The following is a 26,225-nucleotide window of genomic DNA, read 5'->3' as shown; positions in this document are numbered from 1 at the left end:
ATGAATAAGGAATCACGCAACGCATGAAAGCAGCGGCGAAAACGCTTAAACCGAAACGCCAGGAAGAACAGGCCAACTTTGTAAGTTGGCGTTTTGCGTTGCTTTGCGGTTGTATTCTGCTGGCGCTGACGTTCCTGCTCGGACGCGTTGCCTATCTGCAAGTTGTTAATCCGGACATGCTGGTGCGCGAAGGGGATATGCGTTCCCTGCGTGTACAGGAAGTTGCAACGTCGCGCGGGATGATAACCGACCGTTCTGGCCGCCCGCTGGCGGTGAGTGTGCCGGTGAAAGCCATCTGGGCGGACCCGAAAGAACTGCACGATGCGGGCGGCGTGACGCTGGATAATCGCTGGAAGGCGCTCTCTGACGCGCTGAATATGCCGCTCGACCAGCTTGCTTCACGCATCAATGCCAACCCGAAGATGCGCTTTATTTATCTTGCGCGTCAGGTCAACCCGGATCTCGGCGATTACATCAAAAAACTGAAGTTACCGGGTATTCATCTGCGCGAAGAGTCACGCCGTTACTATCCATCCGGGGAAGTGACTGCTCACCTCATCGGTTTTACCAACGTCGATAGCCAGGGCATTGAAGGCGTTGAGAAGAGCTTTGATAAATGGCTCACCGGTCAGCCGGGCGAACGCATTGTGCGTAAAGACCGCTATGGGCGCGTAATTGAAGACATTTCGTCTACCGATAGCCAGGCAGCGCACAATCTTGCCTTAAGCATTGATGAGCGTTTGCAGGCGCTGGTCTATCGCGAGCTGAATAATGCGGTGGCGTTTAACAAAGCAGAGTCGGGCAGCGCCGTGCTGGTGGATGTTAACACTGGCGAAGTGCTGGCAATGGCTAACAGCCCTTCCTACAACCCAAACAACTTCTCCGGTACGTCGAAAGACGCGATGCGTAACCGCGCCATTACCGACGTATTTGAACCGGGTTCCACCGTGAAACCGATGGTAGTAATGACCGCGCTACAGCGCGGCGTGGTGACGCCGAATACGGTGCTGAATACAGTGCCTTATCGTATTAATGGTCACGAAATCAAAGACGTGGCGCGATACAGCGAATTAACCCTTACTGGGGTCTTACAGAAGTCGAGTAACGTCGGCGTTTCTAAGCTGGCGTTAGCGATGCCCTCCTCAGCGTTAGTCGATACTTACTCACGTTTTGGACTGGGAAAAACGACCAATTTGGGGATGGTCGGGGAACGCAGTGGCTTATTTCCTCAAAAACAACGGTGGTCTGACATAGAGAGGGCCACCTTCTCTTTCGGCTACGGGCTAATGGTAACGCCGTTACAGTTAGCGCGAGTCTACGCAACCATTGGCAGCTACGGTATCTACCGCCCGCTGTCGATTACCAAAGTTGATCCGCCCGTTCCGGGCGAGCGCATCTTCAACGAATCCATTGTTCGTACTGTGGTGCATATGATGGAGAGCGTGGCGTTGCCTGGCGGCGGCGGGGTCAAAGCTGCTATCAAGGGTTATCGCATCGCGATTAAAACCGGTACGGCGAAAAAAGTTGGCCCGGATGGCCGCTATATCAATAAATACATTGCATATACCGCTGGCGTCGCGCCTGCCAGCCGCCCGCGTTTTGCGCTGGTGGTGGTCATCAACGATCCGCAAGCGGGTAAATACTACGGTGGCGCCGTGTCCGCGCCGGTCTTTGGTGCCATCATGGGCGGCGTTCTGCGCACCATGAACATTGAGCCGGATGCGCTGACCACGGGCGAAAAAAGTGAATTTGTAATTAATCAAGGCGAGGGATCAGGTGGCAGATCGTAATTTGCGCGACCTTCTCGCTCCGTGGGTGCCAATGCTACCTGCGCGAGCGCTACGAGAGATGACACTCGACAGCCGTGTGGCTGCATCGGGCGATCTTTTTGTGGCAGTGGTCGGTCATCAGGCGGACGGGCGTCGATATATCCCGCAGGCGATTGCGCAAGGTGTTGCTGCCATTATTGCTGAAGCGAAAGATGAAGCAAATGACGGTGAAATTCGTGAAATGCACGGTGTTCCGGTCATTTACCTCAGCCAGTTGAATGAGCGCCTTTCCGCGCTGGCCGGCCGTTTTTACGGTGAGCCTTCCGAGCAATTGCGTCTTATCGGCGTAACCGGGACTAACGGTAAAACTACGACCACGCAGTTACTGGCGCAGTGGAGCCAGTTACTTGGCGAAACCAGCGCGGTGATGGGCACTGTGGGCAACGGTCTGTTGGATAACGTCGTGCCGACGGAAAATACCACCGGATCAGCTGTCGACGTTCAGCATGTCATTGCCGGGTTGGTGGCGCAAAAAGCCACGTTTGCCGCGATGGAAGTCTCTTCCCACGGTCTGGTTCAGCATCGCGTGGCGGCACTGAAATTCGCCGCCAGCGTGTTTACTAATTTAAGTCGCGATCACCTGGATTATCACGGTGATATGACGAACTACGAAGCCGCGAAATGGCTGCTGTTCTCTTCTCATCATTATGGTCAGGCGATCATTAATGCCGACGACGAAGTCGGCCGTCGCTGGCTGGCCAAATTACCGGACGCCGTTGCGGTATCGATGGAAGACAATATCAACCCGGACTGCCATGGACGCTGGCTAAAAACCGTAAGCGTTGATTATCACGATAGCGGCGCGACGATCCGCTTTGCCTCCTCCTGGGGGGAAGGCGAAATTGAAAGCCGCCTGATGGGCGCGTTTAACGTCAGCAACCTGTTGTTGGCGCTGGCGACGCTGCTCGCGCTGGGCTACCCGCTGAGTGAACTGCTGAAAACAGCATCCCGTCTACAACCGGTTTGCGGTCGTATGGAAGTGTTCAGTGCACCGGGTAAACCGACCGTAGTCGTGGATTACGCCCATACGCCGGATGCGCTGGAAAAAGCGCTACAGGCGGCGCGCCTGCACTGTACTGGCAAGCTGTGGTGCGTGTTTGGTTGCGGCGGCGATCGTGATAAAGGCAAACGTCCATTAATGGGTGCGATTGCTGAGCAATTCTCTGATGTCCCGGTCGTGACCGATGACAACCCGCGCACCGAAGAGCCGCGCGCCATTATTAACGACATCCTCGCGGGCATGCTGGATGCGGGCCAGGCGCGCGTGGTGGAAGGCCGCGCGGAAGCGGTGACCAATGCCATCATGCAAGCCACAGAGAACGATGTCGTGCTGCTGGCCGGTAAAGGCCATGAAGATTATCAGATTGTTGGTACACGCCGTCTGGATTATTCCGACCGCGTAACGGCGGCACGTTTGCTGGGGGTAGTAGCATGATTAGTGTAATGCTGAGTCAACTCACCAGCACGTTACATGCGGAACTGCATGGTCAGGACGTTGTGATTGAAGCCGTAACCAGCGACACGCGTAAATTGACGCCGGGCTGCCTGTTTGTCGCGTTGAAAGGGGAGCGTTTTGATGCTCACGACTTCGCGGATAAAGCGAAAGAGGGTGGCGCAGGCGCGCTGCTGGTGAGCCGCAAACTGGATATCGACCTGCCGCAGTTAGTGGTGAAAGATACCCGCCAGGCTTTTGGCGAGTTGGCTGCCTGGGTTCGTCAACAAGTGCCGACGCGCGTGGTGGCGCTGACGGGTTCTTCCGGCAAGACGTCAGTGAAAGAGATGACCGCAGCCATTCTCAGCGAATGCGGCAATACGCTCTACACCGCAGGCAACCTCAACAATGATATCGGCGTGCCAATGACCTTGTTGCGCCTGACCAAAGAACATCAGTTTGCGGTGATTGAACTGGGGGCGAACCACCAGGGCGAAATCGCCTGGACTGTTGGGCTGACGCGCCCGGAAGCTGCACTGGTCAATAACCTCGCGGCAGCGCATCTGGAAGGTTTTGGCTCGCTTGCCGGTGTGGCGAAAGCGAAAGGGGAAATCTACACCGGTCTGCCGGCTAACGGTATTGCCATTATGAATGCCGACAACAATGACTGGCTGAACTGGCAGAGCATTATTGGCGATCGCAAAGTCTGGCGCTTCTCTCCCAATGCGGCAAACAGCGATTTTACCGCGACGAACGTGCATGTGACGTCGCACGGCACCGAGTTCACGCTGCAAACCCCAACCGGTAACGTGGACGTCACTCTGCCTCTGCCGGGTCGCCACAATATCGCCAATTCGCTGGCAGCAACAGCGCTGGCGATGGCGGTTGGCGCAAGCCTGGAGGCGGTAAAACGCGGGCTGGCAAACCTGAAAGCGGTGCCAGGGCGCTTATTCCCGGTTCAGTTGGGTGAAAACCAACTGCTGCTGGATGACACCTATAACGCCAACGTCGGTTCTATGACCGCCGCTGCGCATGTGTTATCTGAAATGCCGGGTTACCGGGTGATGGTGGTTGGCGATATGGCTGAGCTGGGTGATGAGAGCGAAACGTGTCACATCCAGGTGGGTGAAGCGGCGAAAGCCGTTGGCATCGATAAAGTTCTGAGCGTCGGCACGTTGAGCAAAGCGTTGAGCGCAGCCAGCGGCGTAGGCGAGCATTTTAACGATAAAGCGGCAGTGACAGCGCGCTTAAAAGCGCTTATCGCTGAGCAGAAAATTATTACTATTTTGGTGAAAGGTTCACGTAGCTCCGCCATGGAAGAGGTGGTACGCGAATTACAGGAGAACGGGACATGTTAGTGTGGCTGGCCGAACATTTGGTCAAATATTATTCCGGCTTTAACGTCTTTTCCTATTTGACGTTTCGCGCCATTGTCAGCCTGCTGACCGCGCTCTTCATCTCATTGTGGATGGGGCCGCGCATGATTGCCCGCTTGCAAAAACTCTCTTTTGGCCAGGTGGTGCGTACCGATGGCCCGGAATCGCACTTTAGCAAACGCGGTACGCCGACGATGGGCGGGATCATGATCCTGACCGCCATTGTGGTTTCCGTTGTGCTGTGGGCTTACCCATCCAACCCGTACGTCTGGTGCGTGCTGGTGGTGCTGGTGGGTTATGGTGCGATTGGCTTTGTCGATGATTACCGCAAAGTGGTGCGCAAAGACACTAAAGGGCTGATTGCACGCTGGAAGTATTTCTGGATGTCAGTCATCGCGCTGGGCGTAGCATTTGCGCTCTATCTGGCAGGTAAAGACACACCCGCGACAGAGTTGGTGGTGCCGTTCTTTAAAGATGTTATGCCGCAACTGGGCATGTTTTACATTCTGCTGGCTTATTTCGTGATTGTTGGCACCGGTAACGCGGTCAACCTGACGGATGGCCTGGATGGTCTGGCGATTATGCCGACGGTCTTCGTTGCCGGCGGTTTTGCGCTGGTGGCGTGGGCGACCGGCAACATGAATTTTGCTAACTACCTGCACATTCCCTATCTGCGTCACGCAGGGGAACTGGTGATTGTCTGTACGGCGATTGTCGGCGCAGGGCTGGGTTTCTTGTGGTTTAACACCTATCCGGCCCAGGTTTTTATGGGCGATGTCGGTTCACTGGCGCTGGGCGGCGCACTGGGCATTATCGCCGTGCTGCTGCGCCAGGAGTTCCTGCTGGTGATTATGGGCGGGGTGTTTGTGGTGGAAACACTGTCGGTCATTTTGCAGGTCGGTTCGTTCAAACTGCGTGGCCAGCGTATTTTCCGTATGGCGCCGATTCATCACCACTATGAACTGAAAGGCTGGCCGGAACCGCGCGTGATCGTGCGCTTCTGGATTATTTCGCTGATGCTGGTGCTGATTGGCCTGGCAACGCTGAAGGTACGTTAATCATGGCTGATTACCAGGGTAAAAAAGTCGTCATCATCGGTTTGGGTCTCACAGGCCTTTCCTGCGTGGACTTTTTCCTCGCACGCGGCGTCACGCCGCGAGTGATGGATACGCGCGTTTCTCCGCCGGGGCTAGATAAGCTGCCAGAGGCGGTGGAACGCCATCTTGGTAGTCTTAACGATGACTGGCTGCTGGCCGCCGATCTGGTTGTTGCAAGCCCGGGCATCGCGTTGGCGCATCCTTCCCTGAGCGCGGCGGCTGACGCTGGCGTTGAGATTGTCGGTGATATCGAACTGTTCTGCCGTGAAGCGCAGGCACCGGTTATCGCGATTACCGGTTCCAACGGTAAAAGCACCGTGACAAAGCTGGTCGGAGAGATGGCAACGGCTGCCGGAGTGAACGTCGGCGTCGGAGGCAACATTGGTCTACCTGCGCTGATGCTCTTAGATGACGCATGTGAATTGTATGTGCTTGAGCTTTCAAGTTTCCAACTTGAAACCACTTCAAGCCTGCACGCGGCGGCAGCCACCATTCTGAACGTCACGGAAGATCATATGGATCGCTATCCGTTTGGGTTGCAGCAATATCGTGCTGCCAAGCTGCGCGTCTATGAAAACGCGAAAGTGTGCGTAGTGAATGCCGATGATGCATTAACAATGCCGGTACGCGGCGCGGATGAACGCTGTGTCAGTTTTGGCGTTGATGTAGGCGATTACCACTTGAACCGCCAGCAGGGTGAAACCTGGCTGCGCGTAAAAGGGGAGAAAGTGCTGAACGTGGCGGAAATGAAACTGAGCGGACAGCACAACTACACCAATGCGCTGGCAGCGCTGGCACTGGCTGATGCCGTAGGTTTACCGCGCGCCAGCAGCCTGAAAGCGCTGACAACGTTTACCGGGCTGGCGCATCGCTTCCAGCTGGCGCTGGAGCATAACGGCGTGCGCTGGGTTAACGACTCGAAAGCGACGAATGTTGGCAGCACTGAAGCGGCATTAAATGGTTTACACATCGATGGCACGCTGCACTTGCTGCTCGGCGGTGACGGGAAGTCGGCAGATTTTTCTCCGCTGAAGCGTTATCTGGGCGGCGATCGCATCCGGCTTTACTGCTTTGGTCGTGATGGTGCGGAGCTGGCGGCGCTGCGCCCGGAAATCGCGGATCAAACCGAGACAATGGATCAGGCAATGCGGTTAATCGCGACGCGCGTACAGCCGGGCGATATGGTGTTGTTGTCTCCGGCTTGTGCCAGCCTCGATCAGTTTAAGAATTTCGAACAACGGGGCGATGTCTTTACCCGTCTGGCGCAGGAGTTAGGCTGATGCGTTTAACGCTCCCCCGCCCAAGAATGCCGCGCCTGCCAGGATTTAGCATCCTGGCGTGGCTGTTCGCGGCGTTAAAAGGCTGGGTTATGGGCTCGCGACAGAAGGATACCGACAGCCTGGTCATGTATGACCGCACGTTGCTGTGGCTGACGCTGGGTCTTGCGGCGATCGGCTTCATCATGGTGACGTCGGCATCGATGCCCGTTGGGCAACGTCTGACGGACGATCCGTTCTTCTTCGCCAAGCGTCACGCGTTGTATCTGTTCCTGGCGTTTTGTATGTCGATGGTGACGCTGCGGCTGCCGATGGATTTCTGGCAAAAATATAGCTCAGCAATGTTGATCGCCGCGATCATCATGCTGCTGGTGGTGCTGGTTGTGGGGAGTTCGATCAACGGGGCATCGCGCTGGATTGACCTTGGGCTGATGCGTTTTCAGCCTGCGGAGTTCACCAAGCTGTCGCTGTTCTGCTACCTGGCGAACTACCTGGTGCGCAAGGTGGACGAAGTGCGAAACAACCTGCGCGGCTTCTTAAAACCGATGGGCGTAATCCTTGTGCTGGCAGTATTGCTGCTGGCGCAGCCGGACCTCGGTACGGTGGTTGTGCTGTTTATCACCACGCTGGCAATGCTGTTCCTGGCGGGGGCGAAGCTGTGGCAGTTCATCGCCATTATCGGTATGGGGATTTCAGCGGTAGTACTGCTGATCCTTGCCGAACCTTATCGTATTCGACGCGTAACGTCGTTCTGGAACCCGTGGGAAGATCCTTTCGGCAGCGGTTATCAGCTTACCCAGTCGCTGATGGCGTTTGGCCGCGGTGAGTTGTGGGGCCAGGGCTTAGGTAATTCGATTCAGAAACTGGAATATCTGCCGGAAGCGCACACTGACTTTATCTTCTCCATTATCGGGGAAGAACTCGGTTATATCGGTGTGGTAGTGGCACTTTTAATGGTATTCTTCGTCGCTTTTCGCGCCATGTCTATCGGGCGTAAAGCGCTGGAAATCGATCATCGTTTTTCGGGTTTTCTGGCCTGCTCAATAGGTATCTGGTTTAGCTTCCAGGCACTGGTTAACGTTGGTGCGGCGGCGGGTATGCTGCCGACCAAAGGGTTGACGTTGCCGCTTATCAGTTACGGTGGTTCCAGCTTATTAATTATGTCAGTGGCGATTACGCTGCTGCTACGCATAGATTATGAAACGCGCCTGGAAAAAGCCCAGGCGTTTACACGAGGTGTGTGATGAGTGGTCAACCAAAGCGGTTAATGGTGATGGCGGGCGGTACCGGCGGGCATGTTTTCCCCGGTCTTGCCGTTGCGCACCATTTGATGGATCAGGGCTGGCAAGTGCGCTGGCTCGGAACCGCCGATCGCATGGAGGCTGACCTGGTGCCGAAACACGGCATTGAGATTGATTTCATCCGCATCTCTGGTCTGCGCGGCAAAGGTATTAAGGCGCAGTTGCTGGCGCCGGTGCGTATCTTCAATGCCTGGCGTCAGGCGCGCGCCATTATGCAGCGCTTTAAGCCTGATGTGGTGCTGGGGATGGGCGGCTATGTTTCCGGTCCCGGCGGGCTCGCAGCCTGGTCGCTCGGTATTCCGGTAGTGCTGCATGAGCAAAACGGCATTGCCGGTTTGACCAACAAATGGCTGGCGAAAATCGCGACCAAAGTGATGCAGGCGTTTCCGGGCGCTTTCCCAACAGCGGAAGTGGTGGGAAACCCGGTACGTGTCGATGTGCTAGCGCTGCCGTTGCCGCAGCAACGCTTGCCCGGCCGTGAAGGCCCGGTGCGAGTGCTGGTTGTCGGTGGATCGCAAGGTGCGCGCGTGCTTAACCAGACGATGCCGCAGGTTGCTGCAAAGTTAGGGGCGGCGGTCACTATCTGGCATCAAAGCGGGAAGGGTGCGCAGCAGGAAGTTGAGCGAGCTTATGCGAGCGCTGGCGAACCTCAGCATAAAGTTACTGAGTTTATTGACGATATGGCACAAGCCTATGCGTGGGCAGATGTGGTGGTTTGCCGCTCTGGTGCATTAACGGTCAGCGAGATCGCCGCAGCAGGTTTACCGGCGCTGTTTGTACCGTTCCAGCACAAAGACCGGCAGCAGTACTGGAATGCCTTGCCGCTGGAAAAAGCGGGCGCGGCAAAGATTCTGGAGCAGCCGCAATTTACCGTTGATGCGGTGGCTGCAACGCTCGCGGGCTGGAATCGCGAAGCATTACTGGAGATGGCCGAACGCGCGCGCGCGGCAGCGATCCCCGATGCTACCGAACGGGTGGCAAACGAAGTGAGCCTGGCAGCTCAGGCATAAATACTGGCGACGCCTTTTGCGTCGCGCAAATTTAAGTAGTCGATGGCGTTTAGAGAATGAATACACAAGAACTGGCGAAACTGCGTTCAATCGTGCCCGAGATGCGTCGCGTCCGGCACATTCACTTTGTCGGCATTGGCGGTGCTGGCATGGGCGGTATTGCCGAAGTGCTGGCCAACGAAGGCTACCAGATTAGCGGCTCCGATTTGGCGCCCAATCCGGTTACGCAGCAATTGACGTCGCTTGGCGCCACGATTTATTTCAACCACCGCCCGGAAAACGTGAGCGATGCGAGCGTTGTGGTGGTTTCCAGCGCGATCTCTGCCGATAACCCGGAAATCGTAGCGGCGCATGAAGCGCGCATTCCGGTGATCCGCCGCGCAGAGATGCTGGCGGAATTAATGCGTTTTCGCCACGGCATTGCCATTGCCGGTACGCACGGCAAAACGACCACCACCGCGATGGTGGCAAGTATTTATGCAGAAGCCGGGCTGGACCCGACTTTTGTTAATGGTGGCCTGGTTAAAGCCGCTGGTGTGCATGCGCGCCTGGGGCATAGCCGTTACCTGATTGCTGAAGCGGATGAGAGCGATGCCTCGTTCCTGCATCTGCAGCCGATGGTGGCGATTGTCACCAATATCGAAGCTGACCATATGGATACGTACCAGGGCGACTTCGAAAATTTAAAAACGACCTTTATCAACTTCCTGCACAACCTGCCGTTCTATGGCCGTGCGGTAATGTGCGTCGACGATCCGGTTATTAGGGAGTTGTTGCCGCGTGTAGGTCGCCAGATTACGACCTACGGTTTTAGTGATGATGCGGATATCCGCGTGGAAAACTACCGTCAGGTTGGGCCGCAGGGGCACTTTACGCTGGTGCGCCAGGATAAACCGGAACTGCGCGTGACACTGAATGCGCCAGGGCGCCATAACGCGTTAAACGCGGCGGCGGCCGTTGCGGTGGCAACGGAAGAAGGGATCGAAGATGACGCGATCCTGCGCGCGCTGGAAAGCTTCCAGGGCACGGGCCGCCGTTTCGACTTCCTCGGCGAGTATCCGCTGCAAGATGTAAACGGTAAAGCCGGTACCGCGATGCTGGTTGACGATTATGGTCATCATCCGACAGAAGTGGACGCCACTATCAAAGCGGCGCGAGCGGGCTGGCCGGATAAAAACCTGGTGATGTTGTTTCAGCCGCACCGTTACACGCGTACGCGCGACCTGTATGACGATTTTGCCAATGTACTGACCCAGGTGGATTCACTGCTGATGCTGGAGGTTTATCCGGCGGGCGAAGCGGCAATCCCAGGCGCAGATAGTCGTTCTCTGTGCCGCACTATTCGCGGTCGCGGCAAGATCGATCCGATTCTGGTGTCCGATCCGGCGCAGGTTGCCGCGATGCTGGCACCAGTGCTGACCGGCAACGATCTGATCCTGATCCAGGGAGCCGGTAACGTCGGTAAGATTGCGCGCAGTCTGGCCGAGTGCAAACTGAAACCGCTGACCGTGGAGGAGGAGCGCCGTGGCTGAGAAAGTAGCGGTTCTGCTGGGCGGAACCTCCGCCGAGCGTGACGTTTCGCTTAATTCCGGTGCAGCGGTGCTGGCAGGTTTGCGTGAAGGCGGCGTTGATGCGCATGGTGTGGATCCGCGCGATGTGGATGTTACCCGCCTGAAAGAGATGGGTTTCAGTAAAGCGTTTATCGCCTTGCATGGTCGCGGCGGTGAAGATGGCACCCTGCAGGGGCTGCTGGAATTAACCGATATTCCTTATACCGGAAGCGGTGTGATGGCCTCGGCGATTTCGATGGATAAAGGGCGCAGCAAGCTGCTGTGGCAGGGGGCAGGGTTGCCCGTTGCGCCGTGGGTGGCACTGACGCGCAGCGAATTTGAATCAGGCCTGAAAACTATTGATATTCAACGCATTGAGGTGCTGGGTTTACCTGTTATTGTCAAGCCCAGCCGCGAAGGCTCAAGTGTAGGGATGTCAAAAGTCGATAAAAAAGAAGACCTGCACGTAGCGTTAGCGCTTGCATTTCAACATGATGATGAAGTTTTGATTGAAAAATGGCTCAGTGGGCCAGAATTTACTGTCGCATTGCTTGGAAATGAAATTTTACCGTCGATTCGTATTCAACCTGCGGGAATCTTCTATGATTATGAGGCGAAGTATCTCTCTGATGAGACGATGTATTTTTGCCCGTCAGGTCTGGAAGCGGACGATGAAGCAGCATTACATGCCCTGGTGCGTGAAGCCTGGCAAGTTTTAGGCTGCCGTGGTTGGGGCCGTATCGATGTCATGCTGGATAGCGATGGACACTTTTATTTGCTGGAAGCGAACACGTCGCCAGGAATGACCAGCCATAGCCTGGTGCCGATGGCAGCGCGTCAGGCAGGGTTGAGCTTCTCCCAGTTAGTTGTTCGCATTCTGGAATTGGCGGAGTGATATGTCACAGGCTGCGCTGAACACGCGAAACCGCGAAGCGGAGGCTGTAAAAATCTCCCGCCGCAACAATGGAACGCGTCTTGCAGGCATCGTATTCCTGCTGACGGTGCTGTGCACTGTGTTGGTGAGTGGCTGGGTGGTACTGGGCTGGATGGACGATGCGCAGCGTTTGCCGTTATCAAAGCTGGTGTTGACAGGCGATCGTCATTACACCCGCAACGATGATATTCGCCAGTCTATTTTGGCGTTGGGCGCGCCCGGCACGTTTATGACGCAGGACGTTAACATCATTCAGAGCCAGATAGAACGTCTGCCCTGGATCAAGCAGGCAAGCGTCAGAAAACAGTGGCCAGACGAATTGAAGATTCATCTGGTTGAATATGTGCCCATTGCGCGGTGGAATGATCAGCATATGGTCGATGCCGACGGCAATGCGTTTAGCGTGCCGGCCGAACGAACCAGTAAACAGGTTTTACCTATGCTGTACGGCCCTGAAGGGAGCGAAAGCGAAGTATTGCAGGGCTACCGCGACATGGGGCAAGTGCTGGCAAAGGATAAGTTCACGTTAAAAGAGGCGGCGATGACCGCGCGGCGTTCGTGGCAAGTAACGCTCAGCAATGACATCAAGCTTAATCTGGGCCGTGGCGATACGATGAAACGTCTGGCGCGCTTTGTAGAACTCTACCCCGTTCTCCAGCAGCAGGCGCAAACGGATGGCAAAGAGATTAGCTACGTGGATTTACGCTATGACTCAGGTGCGGCCGTAGGCTGGAAAGCGGCCCCTGTTCAGGAACCGAATCAACAGCAAAATCAGGCACAACAGAATCAGGCACAGGCAGAGCAACAATGATCAAGGCGACGGACAGAAAACTGGTAGTAGGACTGGAGATTGGCACCGCGAAGGTCGCCGCTTTAGTAGGGGAAGTTCTGCCCGACGGTATTGTGAATATCATTGGCGTAGGCAGTTGTCCGTCTCGTGGGATGGATAAAGGCGGAGTGAACGATCTGGAGTCGGTGGTGAAATGCGTACAGCGCGCTATCGATCAGGCTGAATTAATGGCCGATTGCCAGATTTCATCGGTCTACCTTGCGCTCTCGGGGAAACATATTAGCTGCCAGAACGAAATTGGTATGGTGCCGATTTCGGAAGAAGAGGTTACGCAGGAAGATGTGGAAAACGTGGTGCATACGGCTAAATCAGTACGTGTGCGCGATGAACACCGCGTTTTACATGTAATTCCGCAGGAGTACGCTATCGACTACCAGGAGGGGATCAAAAACCCGGTAGGTCTGTCCGGCGTACGCATGCAGGCGAAAGTGCATTTGATTACTTGCCATAACGACATGGCGAAAAACATCGTTAAAGCTGTTGAACGATGTGGTTTGAAAGTTGACCAACTTATTTTTGCCGGATTGGCATCCAGCTACTCCGTGCTGACAGAAGATGAACGTGAGCTGGGTGTCTGCGTTGTCGACATCGGCGGTGGTACAATGGATATGGCGGTGTATACCGGCGGAGCGCTGCGTCATACCAAAGTTATCCCTTATGCGGGGAACGTGGTAACCAGCGACATTGCGTATGCCTTTGGTACACCGCCGAGCGATGCTGAGGCGATTAAAGTTCGCCATGGTTGTGCGCTGGGTTCGCTGGTTGGCAAAGACGAAAGCGTTGAGGTGCCGAGTGTCGGCGGCCGTCCGCCACGTAGTCTGCAGCGCCAGACGCTAGCTGATGTAATAGAACCGCGCTACACCGAGCTGCTCAACCTGGTGAACGACGAAATTTTGCAGTTACAAGAACAGCTTCGCCAACAGGGTGTGAAACATCATCTGGCGGCGGGGATTGTGTTGACCGGTGGCGCGGCGCAAATGGAAGGCCTGGCGGCCTGCGCGCAACGCGTGTTCCATACGCAAGTGCGTATTGGTGCGCCGCTCAATATTACTGGTTTAACGGATTACGCCCAGGAGCCGTACTATTCAACGGCTGTGGGGCTGCTGCACTACGGGAAAGAGACCCATTTAAGTGGTGAAGCAGAAGTTGAAAAACGCGTGTCAGTGGGTTCGTGGTTCAAACGAATCAACAGCTGGCTGCGAAAAGAGTTTTAATTTTTTTCAGAGACCGTAGAGAATTAACGGTTTCAGGCGACAGGCACAACGGAGAGAGATTATGTTTGAACCGATGGAATTAACCAACGACGCGGTGATTAAAGTCATCGGCGTCGGTGGCGGCGGCGGTAACGCCGTAGAGCATATGGTGCGCGAGCGCATTGAAGGGGTTGAGTTCTTCGCGGTGAATACCGACGCGCAGGCGTTGCGTAAAACAGCGGTGGGGCAAACCATTCAGATCGGCGGTGGTATCACCAAAGGTCTGGGCGCTGGAGCAAACCCTGAAGTTGGCCGTAACGCGGCGGAAGAGGATCGTGAAGCACTGCGCGCTGCGCTGGAAGGTGCTGACATGGTCTTTATCGCAGCGGGAATGGGCGGCGGTACCGGTACCGGTGCGGCACCTGTAGTGGCTGAAGTGGCAAAAGATTTAGGTATTCTGACCGTTGCTGTCGTGACGAAGCCTTTCAATTTTGAAGGCAAGAAGCGTATGGCATTTGCGGAGCAGGGGATCACTGAGCTGTCCAAGCATGTGGACTCGCTGATCACCATCCCTAACGACAAATTGCTGAAAGTACTGGGCCGTGGTATTTCGTTGCTGGATGCATTTGGCGCAGCGAACGATGTGCTGAAAGGCGCAGTGCAGGGTATTGCCGAGCTGATTACTCGTCCGGGCCTGATGAACGTCGACTTTGCTGACGTGCGCACCGTGATGTCCGAAATGGGCTACGCGATGATGGGTTCTGGCGTTGCCAGCGGCGAAGATCGCGCGGAAGAAGCGGCCGAAATGGCGATTTCCAGTCCGCTGCTGGAAGATATCGATCTGTCTGGTGCGCGTGGCGTGCTGGTTAACATCACGGCGGGCTTCGACCTACGTCTGGATGAGTTCGAGACTGTAGGGAACACTATCCGTGCGTTTGCATCGGATAACGCAACCGTGGTTATCGGTACTTCCCTTGATCCGGATATGAACGACGAACTGCGTGTTACTGTTGTTGCGACCGGTATCGGTATGGACAAGCGTCCGGAAATTACCCTGGTCACCAATAAACAAGCGCAGCAGCCGGTAATGGATCGCTATCAGCAGCACGGCATGCAGCCGATGCAGCAGGAGCAGAAACCAGCGAAAGTGGTTAACGACAATACGCCGCAGACCACGAAAGAGCCTGATTATCTGGATATTCCAGCGTTTTTGCGTAAGCAAGCAGATTAAGAATTTGCTGGAAGTTGGGCTTCGTCGCTCTTTGTGCTAAACTGGCCGTCCAATTGTGTTATACAATTTGGATGGATTGGTAATTAGGCGAGATTATACGATGATCAAACAAAGGACACTTAAACGTATCGTTCAGGCGACTGGTGTCGGTTTACATACCGGCAAGAAAGTCACGCTGACGTTGCGCCCTGCGCCGGCAAATACCGGGGTCATCTATCGTCGCACTGACTTAAATCCACCGGTAGACTTCCCGGCTGATGCTAAATCTGTGCGTGATACAATGCTCTGTACTTGTCTGGTCAACGAGCATGACGTGCGGATTTCAACCGTAGAGCACTTAAATGCTGCTCTCGCGGGTTTAGGCATCGACAACATTATTGTTGAAGTCGATGCGCCGGAAATTCCGATTATGGATGGCAGTGCTGCACCATTCGTCTACCTGCTGCTTGATGCAGGGCTTGAAGAGCTGAACAGCGCCAAAAAATTTGTTCGCATCAAAGAAACGGTGCGCGTTGAAGACGGTGACAAGTGGGCTGAGTTCAAACCGCATAACGGTTTTACACTCGACTTCACCATCGACTTTAACCACCCGGCCATTGATGCCAGTACGCAACGTTACGCGATGAACTTCTCTGCCGATGCATTTATGCGCCAGATTAGTCGTGCGCGTACTTTCGGTTTCATGCGTGATATCGAATACCTCCAGTCTCGCGGACTGTGCCTGGGCGGTAGCTTCGATTGTGCCATCGTAGTTGATGATTATCGCGTACTGAACGAAGACGGCCTGCGTTTCGAAGATGAATTTGTTCGTCACAAAATGCTGGATGCAATTGGCGATCTGTTCATGTGTGGTCACAATATTATTGGTGCATTTACCGCTTATAAATCCGGTCATGCATTGAATAATAAACTGTTGCAGGCTGTTCTGGCGAAACAGGAAGCTTGGGAATATGTGTCTTTCGAAGACGAAGCAGAACTGCCACTGGCATTCAAAGCCCCGTCAATAGTTCTGGCGTAACGCCATAACTTCAAAATCGACTGGTTAACCTGGCACTCTCTCCGGTCAGGGAAACCAGTCGTTTTTATTTGTGCATTTCATCCAAAACGCCGGTGCACGGATTTAATCCAAAACCCATCATCTTGCTTTTTTAGCGCGACTGCTGCTTTCCTGCCCAGTTTTCTGCCTGGCAACGCCCTAATACTGCTGTGGCGTGGTAGGTTTAGTGGTAAGATTTGGGGCGCAAAACGACATATACTGACGCATTTTGAGACAGGCGTTATTTTAGGGTGGAGCAAGTGAGCGGAATACTGACGCGCTGGCGACAATTTGGCAGACGCTATTTCTGGCCGCATCTCTTATTAGGGATGGTCGCGGCGAGTTTTGGTTTACCTGCGCTTGTCAGCAATACAGAAACGGCTCAGCCTGTACGCGAAACGACCCGCAATCATGATAACGCCAGCGCGGTCGATTTCAGCAGTTTTGCCTTGCTGGAAGCCAAACGCCGTCCGAACTTCACCGTCGACTATTGGCACCAACATGCCATTCGCACTGTTATTCGTCACCTTTCGTTCGCTATGGCACCGCAAGCGCTGCCGGTGGCAACGGAAGAGCCGCTGCCGATTCAGGCGCATCATCTTGCTTTGCTGGACACGCTCAGCGCGCTACTGACGCTGGAAAGCAAGCCGCCAGCGATTGTTCGTCTTGCTGTCCAAACCTCCTTCGTACCGTATACCGCGTTTCGCGTTTCCACCTGGATAAGCCAGGTACAAGGTATCCGCGCCGGGCCTCAGCGTCTCAGCTAAAAAAACGATCCTTTTTATCCATTTTTTAGCTCCGTAAAAACGGGGCGCTTGAGATTTTTATTATGCTTACCAACTTGTTAACTAAAGTATTCGGTAGTCGTAACGATCGTACGCTGCGTCGCATGCGTAAAACTGTTACCCAGATTAACGCCATGGAACCGGCCATGGAGCAACTCAGTGATGACGAACTGAAAGGTAAAACTGCTGAGTTTCGCGCGCGTCTGGAAAAAGGCGAAAGCGTAGATAGCCTGTTGCCAGAAGCATTCGCCGTCGTGCGAGAAGCGAGTAAACGCGTGTTCGGCATGCGTCATTTCGACGTGCAGCTGCTGGGCGGTATGGTTCTGAACGATCGCTGTATCGCAGAGATGCGTACCGGTGAAGGTAAAACGTTAACCGCAACATTGCCGGCGTATCTGAACGCCCTGAGCGGTAAAGGGGTGCACGTTGTAACGGTGAACGACTATCTGGCGCAACGTGACGCCGAAAACAACCGTCCCCTGTTTGAATTCCTCGGTCTGAGTGTTGGCATCAACCTGCCAGGCATGCCTTCTGTCGCTAAGCGCGAAGCCTATGCCGCTGACATTACTTACGGTACAAACAACGAATACGGCTTCGATTACCTGCGCGATAACATGGCATTCAGCCCTGAAGAACGCGTGCAACGTAAACTGCACTACGCGCTGGTGGATGAGGTCGACTCTATTCTGATCGATGAAGCGCGTACCCCGCTGATCATCTCTGGCCCGGCGGAAGACAGCTCTGATCTGTACAAAAAAGTGAATAAAATCATTCCGCATCTGATTCGTCAGGAGAAAGAAGATTCCGACACTTTCCAGGGCGAAGGCCACTTCTCCGTAGATGAGAAAGCGCGTCAGGTAACGCTGACCGAGCGCGGTTTGGTGCTGATTGAAGAACTTCTGGTGAAAGAAGGCATCATGGAAGAGGGCGAGTCGCTCTACTCTCCGGCGAACATCATGCTGATGCACCACGTCACAGCTGCTCTGCGTGCGCATGTGCTGTTTACCCGCGATGTCGACTACATCGTGAAAGATGGCGAAGTCATCATCGTTGACGAACACACCGGGCGTACCATGCAGGGGCGTCGTTGGTCCGATGGTCTGCACCAGGCTGTTGAAGCGAAAGAAGGCGTGGAAATCCAGAATGAAAACCAGACGCTGGCCTCCATTACCTTCCAGAACTATTTCCGTCTGTATGAAAAACTCGCCGGGATGACCGGTACCGCAGATACCGAAGCGTTCGAATTCAGTTCAATTTACAAACTCGATACTGTTGTTGTTCCGACTAACCGCCCGATGATCCGTAAAGATATGGCGGATTTGGTCTATATGACCGAAGCGGAAAAAATCCAGGCGATTATCGAAGATATCAAAGAGCGTACGGCAAAAGGCCAGCCGGTGCTGGTGGGGACTATTTCCATCGAAAAATCGGAAGTTGTGTCCAACGAACTGACAAAAGCGGGCATCAAGCATAACGTTCTGAACGCCAAATTCCACGCCAAAGAAGCCGATATCGTGGCACAAGCGGGTTACACCGGCGCGGTGACCATTGCGACCAACATGGCGGGTCGTGGTACGGATATCGTGCTGGGCGGTAGCTGGCAGGCTGAACTGGCAGAGATCGAAGAGCCAACTGCTGAGCAAATCGCTAAAGTGAAAGCCGATTGGCAGGTGCGTCACGACGCGGTGCTGGCGGCAGGCGGCCTGCACATTATCGGTACGGAGCGTCATGAATCACGCCGCATCGATAACCAGTTACGTGGTCGTTCCGGTCGTCAGGGTGATGCGGGTTCTTCCCGTTTCTACCTCTCCATGGAAGATGCGCTGATGCGTATTTTCGCCTCCGACCGTGTTTCCGGCATGATGCGTAAGTTGGGTATGAAACCGGGCGAAGCGATTGAACACCCATGGGTCACCAAAGCCATTGCCAACGCCCAGCGTAAAGTAGAAAGCCGCAACTTTGATATTCGTAAGCAACTGCTGGAATACGATGATGTGGCCAATGATCAGCGCCGCGCGATTTACACTCAGCGTAACGAATTGCTGGATGTGTCTGATGTCAGCGAAACGATTAACAGCATCCGTGAAGATGTCTTTAAAGCGACTATTGATGGCCATATTCCGCCGCAGTCGCTGGAAGAAATGTGGGATATTCCGGGTCTGCAGGAACGTCTGAAAAACGACTTTGACCTCGACCTGCCGATCGCTGAATGGCTGGATAAAGAGCCGGATCTGCATGAGGAAACGCTGCGTGAACGAATCCTGCAAAGCGCGGTGGAAACCTATCAGCGCAAAGAGGAAGTTGTTGGCGCAGAGATGATGCGTCACTTCGAAAAAGGCGTAATGCTGCAAACGCTTGATTCCTTGTGGAAAGAACACCTGGCGGCGATGGATTATCTGCGTCAGGGCATTCACCTGCGTGGTTATGCGCAAAAAGATCCGAAGCAGGAATATAAGCGTGAATCTTTCGCCATGTTCGCTGCGATGCTGGAGTCGCTGAAATACGAAGTCATCAGTACTTTGAGTAAAGTACAGGTTCGTATGCCGGAAGAAGTGGAAGAGATGGAGCAGCAGCGCCGTCAGGAAGCTGAACGTCTGGCGCAGATGCAGCAACTGAGCCACCAGGATGACGAATCCGCCGCTGCGGCAGAACTTGCAGCGCAAACGGGCGAACGCAAAGTAGGGCGCAACGATCCATGCCCTTGTGGTTCCGGTAAAAAATACAAACAGTGCCATGGTCGTCTGGCATAACTTATTGATACTAATTAATAAGGCGCAGATATCTGCGCCTTTTTTATGGAACCTGCATAATGAAAATACTCAACATCGCCGTAGGGATCATCCGTAATCCACAAGGTGAAATATTTATTACCCGACGAGCCGCCGATGCGCATATGGCAAACAAGCTGGAGTTCCCTGGCGGAAAGATTGAAGCCGGTGAAACGCCGGAGCAAGCGATGAGCCGCGAATTACAGGAAGAAGTGGGTATAACGCCAGTTGAAGCGGTACTGTTTGATAAGCTGGAATATCAGTTCCCGGATCGCCATATCACTTTGTGGTTCTGGCTGGTAGAGCGCTGGGAAGGGCAGCCGTGGGGTAAAGAAGGGCAGCCGGGGGAGTGGATAGCGCAGGATCAGTTGAATGCGGAAGATTTCCCGCCAGCCAATGAACCCGTTATTACCAGGCTGGCGCAGCGCTAAGCAATGCGCCAGCAGGTTCGTCAGCGATTACTGCTGTTCTTCACTCCATTCATCGCTGTCGGAGAGATCGCCTGAACTCGCAATACGCTTCTCTTCTGCTGCCCATTCGCCTAAGTCAATAAGTTGGCAGCGTTTGGAGCAGAAGGGACGAAATGGGCTTTCTTCACCCCAGACCACAGATTTGCCGCAGGTTGGGCAGTTAACTATTGTAGCTTCAGTCATTACGGAACTCCTTAACAGCAGGCCAGTTCAAAATCCAGCCGCTCTGGTACCAGGCCGTTTTCGCTGTCGAAGGGCATAAAACGAATAGCAAAGCGGCTCTTATGGCCGGAAATTTGTGGATATAAACGTTCTTTCAAAGGCAATTGCAGGCGCAACAGGTCGGCATCTTCGCCATTATCCTGGTAAAAACCATTCAGGCTGGTCTGGCGACGAAATGGTGCGGCATTACGAATAAGATCAAGGATTAGCGATAGCGTTGCGCGCAGCGGCTCAAGACTTGCCATCCATAATTCGATTTGTGCGTTGCGTTGTTCTTGCGGTAAGTGCAGCCACATATGCAACGTGGGTAAATCGAAACTACAACATCCGCCGGGGATGCTCAGACGCTGGCGCACCAGTGCAATCAGGCGATCTTCACGTAATAACTGACCAATACGTGGCGCGGTCATCAGCACAGCTCCGCTCTCTTTCAACTGCTGGCGGATAGCGTCAATACGGTTGAGATCAACGCCAGGCACTTCGCTCCAGGCTCGCAGTTTACGTTGCTGGCGTTCCAGTTCTTTCAGCAATTCAGTGCGGGTATCGCCCCGCTCAAATACATCCAGCAATTCACCTACATTGCGGAAAAAGTGCAGTGCGTCAGCGTGATCGCTTAACGGTAAATGGACCGAAAGTTGTTGCAGTAAAAACTCAACGCGCAGCCAGGTACGCATCTTTTCGTTAAGCGGATGTTCAAAAAGGATGTGGGTGTGCATTACGGTTTTTCCTGTGATACGGCCTGCGAAGCATAATACAGATAGGCTGCATGCAGGCGGGCAACATCCGATACTATCGCATCTGGTGCGCCATTATTGTCAATAACATCATCCGCGATGGCAAGTCGCGCTTCACGCGAGGCCTGGGCTGCGAGAATTTTTTCTGCATGTTCACGGCTGACGCCATCACGCTGCATGGTGCGTGAAATCTGAGTCTCAACCGAGACGTCGATGACTAAAACGCGATCGGCTCTATCATTAAGCTGGTTTTCCACCAGCAACGGAACAACCCACAGTACATAAGGTGACGTCGCTTGCGCAATCTGGCGTTGGGTCAGTTTTTGAATAAGCGGATGGAGCAAACCATTTAGCCATGCTTTATCGGCTGGAGAAGCAAAAATATGTTCGCGCAACAAACGACGATTCAGTGAGCCGTTCTTGAGAAGTATGTCAGCGCCGAAATGCTCGACAATTGCGTGTAATGCTTCGGTTCCGGGTTCCACAACCTGACGTGCAATAATATCTGCGTCGACAACATTAACACCCAATGCAGCAAAGGCATTTGCTACGGTGCTTTTACCGCTGCCGATGCCGCCAGTTAACGCGACTGTAAACCCCATAACACGTTGTCCTAAAATAGCCTGACATTCATCACTATGCGCCTTCTTTTCCTGCTTTCGTAACGGTATTTTGCCGTCTCTGATAAGAGAAAAACGAAAAACTGATAATATAATTATTAAATTATTCAGTGAGTTGTGATTAAAGCAAGCGACAATGAAATCAATTAACCCAAACTTACCTGTTCATCAGGTAAATTTATAGGATTGTAGCGTAAAAAAAGAGAATTTCGCAGTCTTGCGCGGTCCTTATTAGCGCGTATGATAGCGTCACTGGAGTTGTGAGTTTGTCATTTCGCCATTAACCCCAGGAATCTGCACTCATGCGTATTGAAGAAGATCTGAAATTAGGTTTCAAAGACGTTCTTATCCGCCCTAAACGTTCTACCCTCAAAAGCCGTTCCGATGTCGAACTGGAGCGCAAATTCACATTTAAACATTCCGGGATCAACTGGTCCGGCGTGCCGGTTATCGCCGCCAATATGGATACTGTTGGCACGTTTGCGATGGCGAAAGCGCTGGCGTCATTCGATATTCTGACTGCTGTACACAAACATTACTCTGTTGAAGACTGGAAAGCCTTCGTACAGCGTGAATCCGACGATGTTTTGCACCATGTGATGGTTTCAACTGGCACATCTGATACGGATTTCGAAAAAACTAAACAGATCCTCGCGTTGCATCCGGCGCTGAATTTTGTCTGCATCGATGTGGCGAACGGTTACTCAGAACATTTCGTGCAATTCGTTGCGAAAGCGCGTGAAACCTGGCCGAATAAAACTATCTGTGCCGGTAACGTCGTAACGGGTGAAATGTGTGAGGAGCTCATTCTTTCCGGTGCCGACATCGTGAAAGTGGGTATCGGTCCGGGTTCCGTGTGTACCACGCGCGTAAAAACTGGCGTTGGTTACCCTCAATTGTCTGCGGTGATCGAGTGTGCCGATGCGGCTCACGGCCTCGGTGGTCAGATTGTCAGTGATGGCGGTTGTACCGTGCCTGGCGATGTGGCGAAAGCTTTCGGCGGCGGTGCGGATTTCGTCATGCTCGGCGGTATGCTGGCGGGCCATGAAGAGAGCGGCGGCACTGTCGTTGAAGAAAACGGTGAAAAATTTATGCTTTTCTATGGCATGAGTTCTGAATCCGCCATGAATCGCCACGTTGGCGGTGTTGCGGGCTACCGCGCGGCAGAAGGCAAAACCGTGAAGCTAACGCTGCGCGGCCCGGTAGAAAATACTGCTCGCGATATCCTCGGCGGTTTACGTTCTGCCTGTACCTATGTTGGTGCCTCCCGCCTGAAAGAGCTGACCAAACGCACTACCTTTATCCGTGTTCAGGAGCAAGAAAACCGCGTTTTCAATAGCCTCTGACGGGTTTGCAGGCGCACAGCGTTGCGCCTGCGTTATCCGCCGCCACCCATCGCATCTCCCAGATGAAAGATGGGCAAGTACATTGCTACTACTAATACCCCGATAATAAGCCCTGTAACCACCAGTAATAACGGTTCCAGCACGGCGGCCAGACCATCAGCCTGCCTCTGGGTTTGCTCGCTATGATGCTGTGCCAGATTCTCCAGCATGCTATCCAGTGCGCCAGACACTTCTCCTGTGCGAACCAGTTGAATGCACAATGGCGGGAATTCACCACTCTCTTGTAACGCCGCCGAAATAGCCGTGCCCTGAGTAATTTCCTGATGTGCTCGTTGCAGCACCGCCTGCCAGTAAGGACAGGAAAGTGTTTCCCGTACGCTCTCCAGCCCTTGCAAAAACGCGATACCCGCCCGTTGCGTCAGCGCCAGGACGGTAAATATCTGGCTCAGGCGCTGGCCACGGACCAGCGGGCCAATGATCGGGCTTGCCAGGAGTAACCGCTGCCGATGGCGTTGCCAGCCTGTATGGTTGCGCAGCATTCGTAAGACACTGCTTGTTAATAACGCGCAAACCATTAAGGGCAGAGCCGCTTGCTGCATTATTGCAGCACCCGCAATGACACCGCGCGTTAGCATCGGTAGCGGCGTATTGAATGTCCGGTAAATGGCGGTAAATTCCGGCAATACCAGATAGACCATCGCCAGTACCACGGCAGCCGTCAGCGTAAGAATGATTAACGGATAGCGCAGCGCTTTTTTCACCTTCAGTGTCAGCTCTCGCTGCGCTTTTTGCTGGCTGGCAAGTTTAAAGCAGCACTCGTCCAGCTTGCCGGTTAATTCCCCGGTGCGAATCATCGCCAGCCAAAGCGGGGGAAACACCTCTGGCCATTGTCGCAGCGCAGCGGAGAAGGTTTCACCCTGCTCCAGCACCTTCGCCAGATGGTGTAACAATGCACGCCATTGCTTTGCTGGGTGCTGTTCTGCCAGAAGTTGTAACCCTTCCGGTAACGTAAGCCCTGCCCGCAGTAAGGTTGCCAGTTGGTGAAGTAACTGGCTGCTGTGTTCCGGCTTCCAGAGTGCACGCCGTATGACGCAGCGTTTTATTGCAAGCGGATGGATTTGCTGCTGGTACAACAGTAATAGTGTGCTGGTGCGGTTTTCGCTCCAGAACACACCGCTTTGCAGTTCGCCGCTTTTCTCAAGCCCGGACCATTGCCAGAGTTGTTTACTTGCCATCAGGAAAACCCAATATACGTACCAGCTCCTCGAACGTGGTCAGTCCTTGTTCTACGGCGAGGCAGCCATGCTGAAAAAGCGTGGTCATCCCACCTGCGCGTGCCCGCTGTTCTATTTCATCTGCACTGAGACCGCTGGCGATGGCTTGCCGAACATCCGGGGTTATGGCGAGCACTTCGAATAACGCGACGCGTCCATAGAAGCCGTGGTAACACTGTTCACAACCTTCGGCGCGCCAGCGAGGCAGCGGGCGCGGCCACAAGTTACCCGGCAAGTGATTGTTTTCTACCCCCAGCTTGCGGCAATGCGGGCACAGCTTTCTCACCAGCCGCTGCGCTACAACCAACGATAGCGCGGAGGAGATCATCCAGCGGGCAACCCCCATTTGCTGGATGCGCACCAGCGTTTCGCTGGTTGAGTTGGTGTGCAGTGTCGACAGCACCAGGTGGCCAGTTTGTGCGGCTTTGATGGCGATTTCCGCCGTTTCGCCATCGCGTATTTCGCCGACCATGATGATATCAGGATCCTGACGCAGTAAGGCACGCAGCACGCTTTGAAAGGTCAAGCCGGAACGCGGGTTTATCTGCGTCTGATTCAAACCGTTCAGCGGGATCTCCACGGGATCTTCAACGCTGCAGATGTTTACTTCCGGCTTGTTACGCGCCTGAAGGGCGCTATATAGCGTCACTGTTTTACCACTGCCGGTAGGCCCGGTGACCAGTAACAGCCCTTGTGGTTGTGCCAGAGCGTTATTAAAGAGCGTCATTTGCGCTTCTGTCATACCAAGGGTGGATATCTCCAGTGCCTGGTTAACCTGGTGCAAAAGCCGCAAAACGACTTTTTCGCCGTGGCGGCAGGGCAGGGTGGCGATACGAAACGAAACGGACTGCCCGGACAACTCGACATTGAACTGCCCATCTTGCGGGAGGCGTCGTTCGGCGATATCGAGATTGCCGAGTACTTTTAGCCTTGCCGTCAGGGTACTGGCAAGCTTACTGGGTAGAGGAGACAAGCCATGCAGCACCCCATCGACACGTAGTCGAATGACATACTGGGTTTCGCCGGGTTCAAAATGGATGTCGGAGGCGCGCAGCATAAGGGCTTGTTGCAGCGTATGGTTTAAAATTTCTACCGCCGAGCCACTGTCTTCTTTGGGTTCTTGTATTACCGGTACTGCGGCCTGCGCGGTTACCTGTTGGTGCTTATCCATCTGTTCAGGTGTCCAGCAGCGGATGTCGATGCGTTTTTGCACAGCGAATTGCAGCGATTCCATCAACTCCGTGCTGGGGCTATCCACGACGGCAATCGTGAGCACATCGATTTCGTTATTGAGCACAACCGCATTGTGGCGCTGGCAGAGCGCGATAAGTTTGTCTTCTTTCATTGCCGCTCCTTAGCGTCCAGTACGGAACACATCTTCGCAGGCCAGCTGCAAGGCGCTATCCGCTTGTGTATTGCAGGTGCGCGTCCAGCCCTGCATTCCCTCTGCACTGTTCCACTGCGGTGTCATGACCACGCTAAGCCCATTCAGACTTTCTTGTCCGGTCAGCGTGACGATGCCTTTTGCGACGCTCATCGCCGAAACATATCGCGTGGTTGTGGGCGCGGGGATGCCATTACTGCTGGCGTCGCAGGTTTCTAAACCGCCACGCTCAAGCGCGCATAGCTCTATTGCGGTGCGATAGGGAACATAGGCCTGCAGCATGTCGGTTAGCGCGGCTTTGCGCAGGTAGTTTTGATAGGCGGGAATACCGATAGCGCTCAAAATCGCAATGATGCCGATAACCACCATCAGCTCAATTAAGGTGAATCCTTGCTGTCTGTTCATAAACGGCTCCTTGTTTTGAGCCGCTACTTTGTCAGCCCCTGGAATGGCTGGCGAGGAGTAAAAAAAAGGATGGGAAAGAGGCTTCCAGCGTTGTTGATGAA

At 54.1% G+C, this 26,225-nt stretch carries 23 protein-coding genes; 17 read left to right on the top strand and 6 right to left on the bottom strand.

The window, feature by feature from the left end; translation table 11 throughout:
* The first annotated feature begins 23 nt into the window (after window positions 1-23).
* The 16 genes from E0L21_RS07275 (at window position 24) to mutT (ending at window position 20,100) form a co-directional block, all read left to right on the top strand.
* Window positions 24-1,790, top strand: coding sequence for a peptidoglycan glycosyltransferase FtsI (locus E0L21_RS07275; protein WP_131408087.1), 1,767 nt, complete (start codon window positions 24-26; stop codon window positions 1,788-1,790).
* Window positions 1,777-3,264, top strand: a complete 1,488-nt coding sequence (murE, locus tag E0L21_RS07270) for a UDP-N-acetylmuramoyl-L-alanyl-D-glutamate--2,6-diaminopimelate ligase (protein WP_131408085.1) — start codon at window positions 1,777-1,779, stop codon at window positions 3,262-3,264. The genes E0L21_RS07275 and murE overlap by 14 nt, the downstream gene beginning before the upstream one ends.
* Window positions 3,261-4,619, top strand: coding sequence for a UDP-N-acetylmuramoyl-tripeptide--D-alanyl-D-alanine ligase (gene murF, locus E0L21_RS07265; protein ID WP_131408083.1), 1,359 nt, complete (start codon window positions 3,261-3,263; stop codon window positions 4,617-4,619). The genes murE and murF overlap by 4 nt, the downstream gene beginning before the upstream one ends.
* Entirely contained in the window at window positions 4,613-5,695 is a 1,083-nt protein-coding gene (gene mraY, locus E0L21_RS07260) for a phospho-N-acetylmuramoyl-pentapeptide-transferase (RefSeq protein ID WP_017457925.1), read from the top strand. The genes murF and mraY overlap by 7 nt, the downstream gene beginning before the upstream one ends.
* Window positions 5,696-5,697: 2 nt before the next feature.
* Complete coding sequence (gene murD / locus E0L21_RS07255) at window positions 5,698-7,014, top strand: UDP-N-acetylmuramoyl-L-alanine--D-glutamate ligase (protein WP_131408081.1); 1,317 nt, start codon at window positions 5,698-5,700, stop codon at window positions 7,012-7,014.
* On the top strand, window positions 7,014-8,255 hold the full coding sequence (gene ftsW / locus E0L21_RS07250) for a cell division protein FtsW (RefSeq protein WP_131408079.1): 1,242 nt from the start codon (window positions 7,014-7,016) through the stop codon (window positions 8,253-8,255). Before murD ends, ftsW begins: the two co-directional genes overlap by 1 nt.
* Window positions 8,255-9,322, top strand: coding sequence for an undecaprenyldiphospho-muramoylpentapeptide beta-N-acetylglucosaminyltransferase (murG, locus tag E0L21_RS07245; RefSeq protein WP_017457928.1), 1,068 nt, complete (start codon window positions 8,255-8,257; stop codon window positions 9,320-9,322). The genes ftsW and murG overlap by 1 nt, the downstream gene beginning before the upstream one ends.
* Before the next feature lie 56 nt (window positions 9,323-9,378).
* Window positions 9,379-10,854 carry a UDP-N-acetylmuramate--L-alanine ligase gene (gene murC / locus E0L21_RS07240; RefSeq protein ID WP_131408077.1) on the top strand — a complete coding sequence of 492 codons (1,476 nt, stop codon included), beginning with the start codon at window positions 9,379-9,381 and terminating at the stop codon, window positions 10,852-10,854.
* The gene (locus E0L21_RS07235; protein ID WP_131408075.1) at window positions 10,847-11,767 is read left to right on the top strand and encodes a D-alanine--D-alanine ligase; all 921 of its coding nucleotides are present in this window, start codon (window positions 10,847-10,849) and stop codon (window positions 11,765-11,767) included. The genes murC and E0L21_RS07235 overlap by 8 nt, the downstream gene beginning before the upstream one ends.
* 1 nt (window position 11,768) lies before the next feature.
* Window positions 11,769-12,617 carry a cell division protein FtsQ gene (gene ftsQ, locus E0L21_RS07230; RefSeq protein ID WP_131408073.1) on the top strand — a complete coding sequence of 283 codons (849 nt, stop codon included), beginning with the start codon at window positions 11,769-11,771 and terminating at the stop codon, window positions 12,615-12,617.
* The gene (gene ftsA, locus E0L21_RS07225) at window positions 12,614-13,870 is read left to right on the top strand and encodes a cell division protein FtsA (RefSeq protein WP_017457932.1); all 1,257 of its coding nucleotides are present in this window, start codon (window positions 12,614-12,616) and stop codon (window positions 13,868-13,870) included. Before ftsQ ends, ftsA begins: the two co-directional genes overlap by 4 nt.
* A 61-nt stretch (window positions 13,871-13,931) precedes the next feature.
* Window positions 13,932-15,080, top strand: a complete 1,149-nt coding sequence (gene ftsZ / locus E0L21_RS07220; RefSeq protein WP_007373153.1) for a cell division protein FtsZ — start codon at window positions 13,932-13,934, stop codon at window positions 15,078-15,080.
* Between the two features lie 100 nt (window positions 15,081-15,180).
* The gene (lpxC, locus tag E0L21_RS07215) at window positions 15,181-16,098 is read left to right on the top strand and encodes a UDP-3-O-acyl-N-acetylglucosamine deacetylase (protein ID WP_131408071.1); all 918 of its coding nucleotides are present in this window, start codon (window positions 15,181-15,183) and stop codon (window positions 16,096-16,098) included.
* A gap of 278 nt (window positions 16,099-16,376) precedes the next feature.
* Complete coding sequence (gene secM, locus E0L21_RS07210; protein WP_165501887.1) at window positions 16,377-16,883, top strand: secA translation cis-regulator SecM; 507 nt, start codon at window positions 16,377-16,379, stop codon at window positions 16,881-16,883.
* A gap of 62 nt (window positions 16,884-16,945) precedes the next feature.
* Entirely contained in the window at window positions 16,946-19,651 is a 2,706-nt protein-coding gene (gene secA / locus E0L21_RS07205) for a preprotein translocase subunit SecA (protein ID WP_131408067.1), read from the top strand.
* A 59-nt stretch (window positions 19,652-19,710) separates the two neighbouring features.
* Window positions 19,711-20,100 (top strand): 8-oxo-dGTP diphosphatase MutT, encoded by a 390-nt coding sequence (gene mutT / locus E0L21_RS07200; RefSeq protein ID WP_131408065.1) that lies wholly within the window; start codon window positions 19,711-19,713, stop codon window positions 20,098-20,100.
* Between the two features lie 27 nt (window positions 20,101-20,127).
* Here the strand turns inward: mutT and yacG are convergent, their stop codons facing one another.
* The 3 genes from yacG to coaE are packed head-to-tail and all read right to left on the bottom strand — an operon-like array spanning window position 20,128 to window position 21,697.
* Window positions 20,128-20,322 carry a DNA gyrase inhibitor YacG gene (yacG, locus tag E0L21_RS07195; protein WP_131408063.1) on the bottom strand — a complete coding sequence of 65 codons (195 nt, stop codon included), beginning with the start codon at window positions 20,320-20,322 and terminating at the stop codon, window positions 20,128-20,130.
* An 11-nt stretch (window positions 20,323-20,333) separates the two neighbouring features.
* Window positions 20,334-21,077 (bottom strand): cell division protein ZapD, encoded by a 744-nt coding sequence (gene zapD / locus E0L21_RS07190; protein WP_131408061.1) that lies wholly within the window; start codon window positions 21,075-21,077, stop codon window positions 20,334-20,336.
* Window positions 21,077-21,697, bottom strand: a complete 621-nt coding sequence (gene coaE, locus E0L21_RS07185; RefSeq protein ID WP_131408059.1) for a dephospho-CoA kinase — start codon at window positions 21,695-21,697, stop codon at window positions 21,077-21,079. The genes zapD and coaE overlap by 1 nt, the downstream gene beginning before the upstream one ends.
* Before the next feature lie 320 nt (window positions 21,698-22,017).
* Between coaE and E0L21_RS07180 the strand changes: the two genes are divergently transcribed.
* A complete protein-coding gene (locus E0L21_RS07180) occupies window positions 22,018-23,061 on the top strand; it encodes a GMP reductase (protein ID WP_131408057.1) in 1,044 nt (347 codons plus the stop codon).
* Between the two features lie 32 nt (window positions 23,062-23,093).
* On the opposite strand, the gene hofC is transcribed toward E0L21_RS07180, so the two are convergent.
* The 3 genes from hofC to ppdD are packed head-to-tail and all read right to left on the bottom strand — an operon-like array spanning window position 23,094 to window position 26,124.
* A complete protein-coding gene (hofC, locus tag E0L21_RS07175) occupies window positions 23,094-24,296 on the bottom strand; it encodes a protein transport protein HofC (protein WP_131408055.1) in 1,203 nt (400 codons plus the stop codon).
* Window positions 24,286-25,680, bottom strand: coding sequence for a type II secretion system protein GspE (gene gspE, locus E0L21_RS07170; RefSeq protein ID WP_131408053.1), 1,395 nt, complete (start codon window positions 25,678-25,680; stop codon window positions 24,286-24,288). Before gspE ends, hofC begins: the two co-directional genes overlap by 11 nt.
* 9 nt (window positions 25,681-25,689) lie before the next feature.
* Window positions 25,690-26,124: a prepilin peptidase-dependent pilin gene (gene ppdD, locus E0L21_RS07165; protein ID WP_131408051.1), complete on the bottom strand. Its 435-nt coding sequence runs from the start codon at window positions 26,122-26,124 to the stop codon at window positions 25,690-25,692.
* Window positions 26,125-26,225 lie beyond the last annotated feature (101 nt).

The sequence above is a fragment of the Kosakonia quasisacchari genome (assembly GCF_004331415.1).
Lineage (GTDB): Bacteria > Pseudomonadota > Gammaproteobacteria > Enterobacterales > Enterobacteriaceae > Kosakonia > Kosakonia quasisacchari.
The sequence above is the reverse complement of the archived record's forward strand: the minus strand, read 5'-3'. Positions and strand labels throughout refer to the sequence as shown.

Coding starts and splice junctions, on each gene's coding strand:
- E0L21_RS07275 (WP_131408087.1), top strand. CDS start 24: ATGAAAGCAGCGGCGAAAACGCTTAAACCGAAACGCCAGGAAGAACAG.
- murF (WP_131408083.1), top strand. CDS start 3,261: ATGATTAGTGTAATGCTGAGTCAACTCACCAGCACGTTACATGCGGAA.
- mraY (WP_017457925.1), top strand. CDS start 4,613: ATGTTAGTGTGGCTGGCCGAACATTTGGTCAAATATTATTCCGGCTTT.
- murD (WP_131408081.1), top strand. CDS start 5,698: ATGGCTGATTACCAGGGTAAAAAAGTCGTCATCATCGGTTTGGGTCTC.
- ftsW (WP_131408079.1), top strand. CDS start 7,014: ATGCGTTTAACGCTCCCCCGCCCAAGAATGCCGCGCCTGCCAGGATTT.
- murG (WP_017457928.1), top strand. CDS start 8,255: ATGAGTGGTCAACCAAAGCGGTTAATGGTGATGGCGGGCGGTACCGGC.
- murC (WP_131408077.1), top strand. CDS start 9,379: ATGAATACACAAGAACTGGCGAAACTGCGTTCAATCGTGCCCGAGATG.
- ftsQ (WP_131408073.1), top strand. CDS start 11,769: ATGTCACAGGCTGCGCTGAACACGCGAAACCGCGAAGCGGAGGCTGTA.
- ftsA (WP_017457932.1), top strand. CDS start 12,614: ATGATCAAGGCGACGGACAGAAAACTGGTAGTAGGACTGGAGATTGGC.
- ftsZ (WP_007373153.1), top strand. CDS start 13,932: ATGTTTGAACCGATGGAATTAACCAACGACGCGGTGATTAAAGTCATC.
- lpxC (WP_131408071.1), top strand. CDS start 15,181: ATGATCAAACAAAGGACACTTAAACGTATCGTTCAGGCGACTGGTGTC.
- secA (WP_131408067.1), top strand. CDS start 16,946: ATGCTTACCAACTTGTTAACTAAAGTATTCGGTAGTCGTAACGATCGT.
- mutT (WP_131408065.1), top strand. CDS start 19,711: ATGAAAATACTCAACATCGCCGTAGGGATCATCCGTAATCCACAAGGT.
- yacG (WP_131408063.1), bottom strand. CDS start 20,322: ATGACTGAAGCTACAATAGTTAACTGCCCAACCTGCGGCAAATCTGTG.
- zapD (WP_131408061.1), bottom strand. CDS start 21,077: ATGCACACCCACATCCTTTTTGAACATCCGCTTAACGAAAAGATGCGT.
- coaE (WP_131408059.1), bottom strand. CDS start 21,697: ATGGGGTTTACAGTCGCGTTAACTGGCGGCATCGGCAGCGGTAAAAGC.
- E0L21_RS07180 (WP_131408057.1), top strand. CDS start 22,018: ATGCGTATTGAAGAAGATCTGAAATTAGGTTTCAAAGACGTTCTTATC.
- hofC (WP_131408055.1), bottom strand. CDS start 24,296: ATGGCAAGTAAACAACTCTGGCAATGGTCCGGGCTTGAGAAAAGCGGC.
- gspE (WP_131408053.1), bottom strand. CDS start 25,680: ATGAAAGAAGACAAACTTATCGCGCTCTGCCAGCGCCACAATGCGGTT.
- ppdD (WP_131408051.1), bottom strand. CDS start 26,124: ATGAACAGACAGCAAGGATTCACCTTAATTGAGCTGATGGTGGTTATC.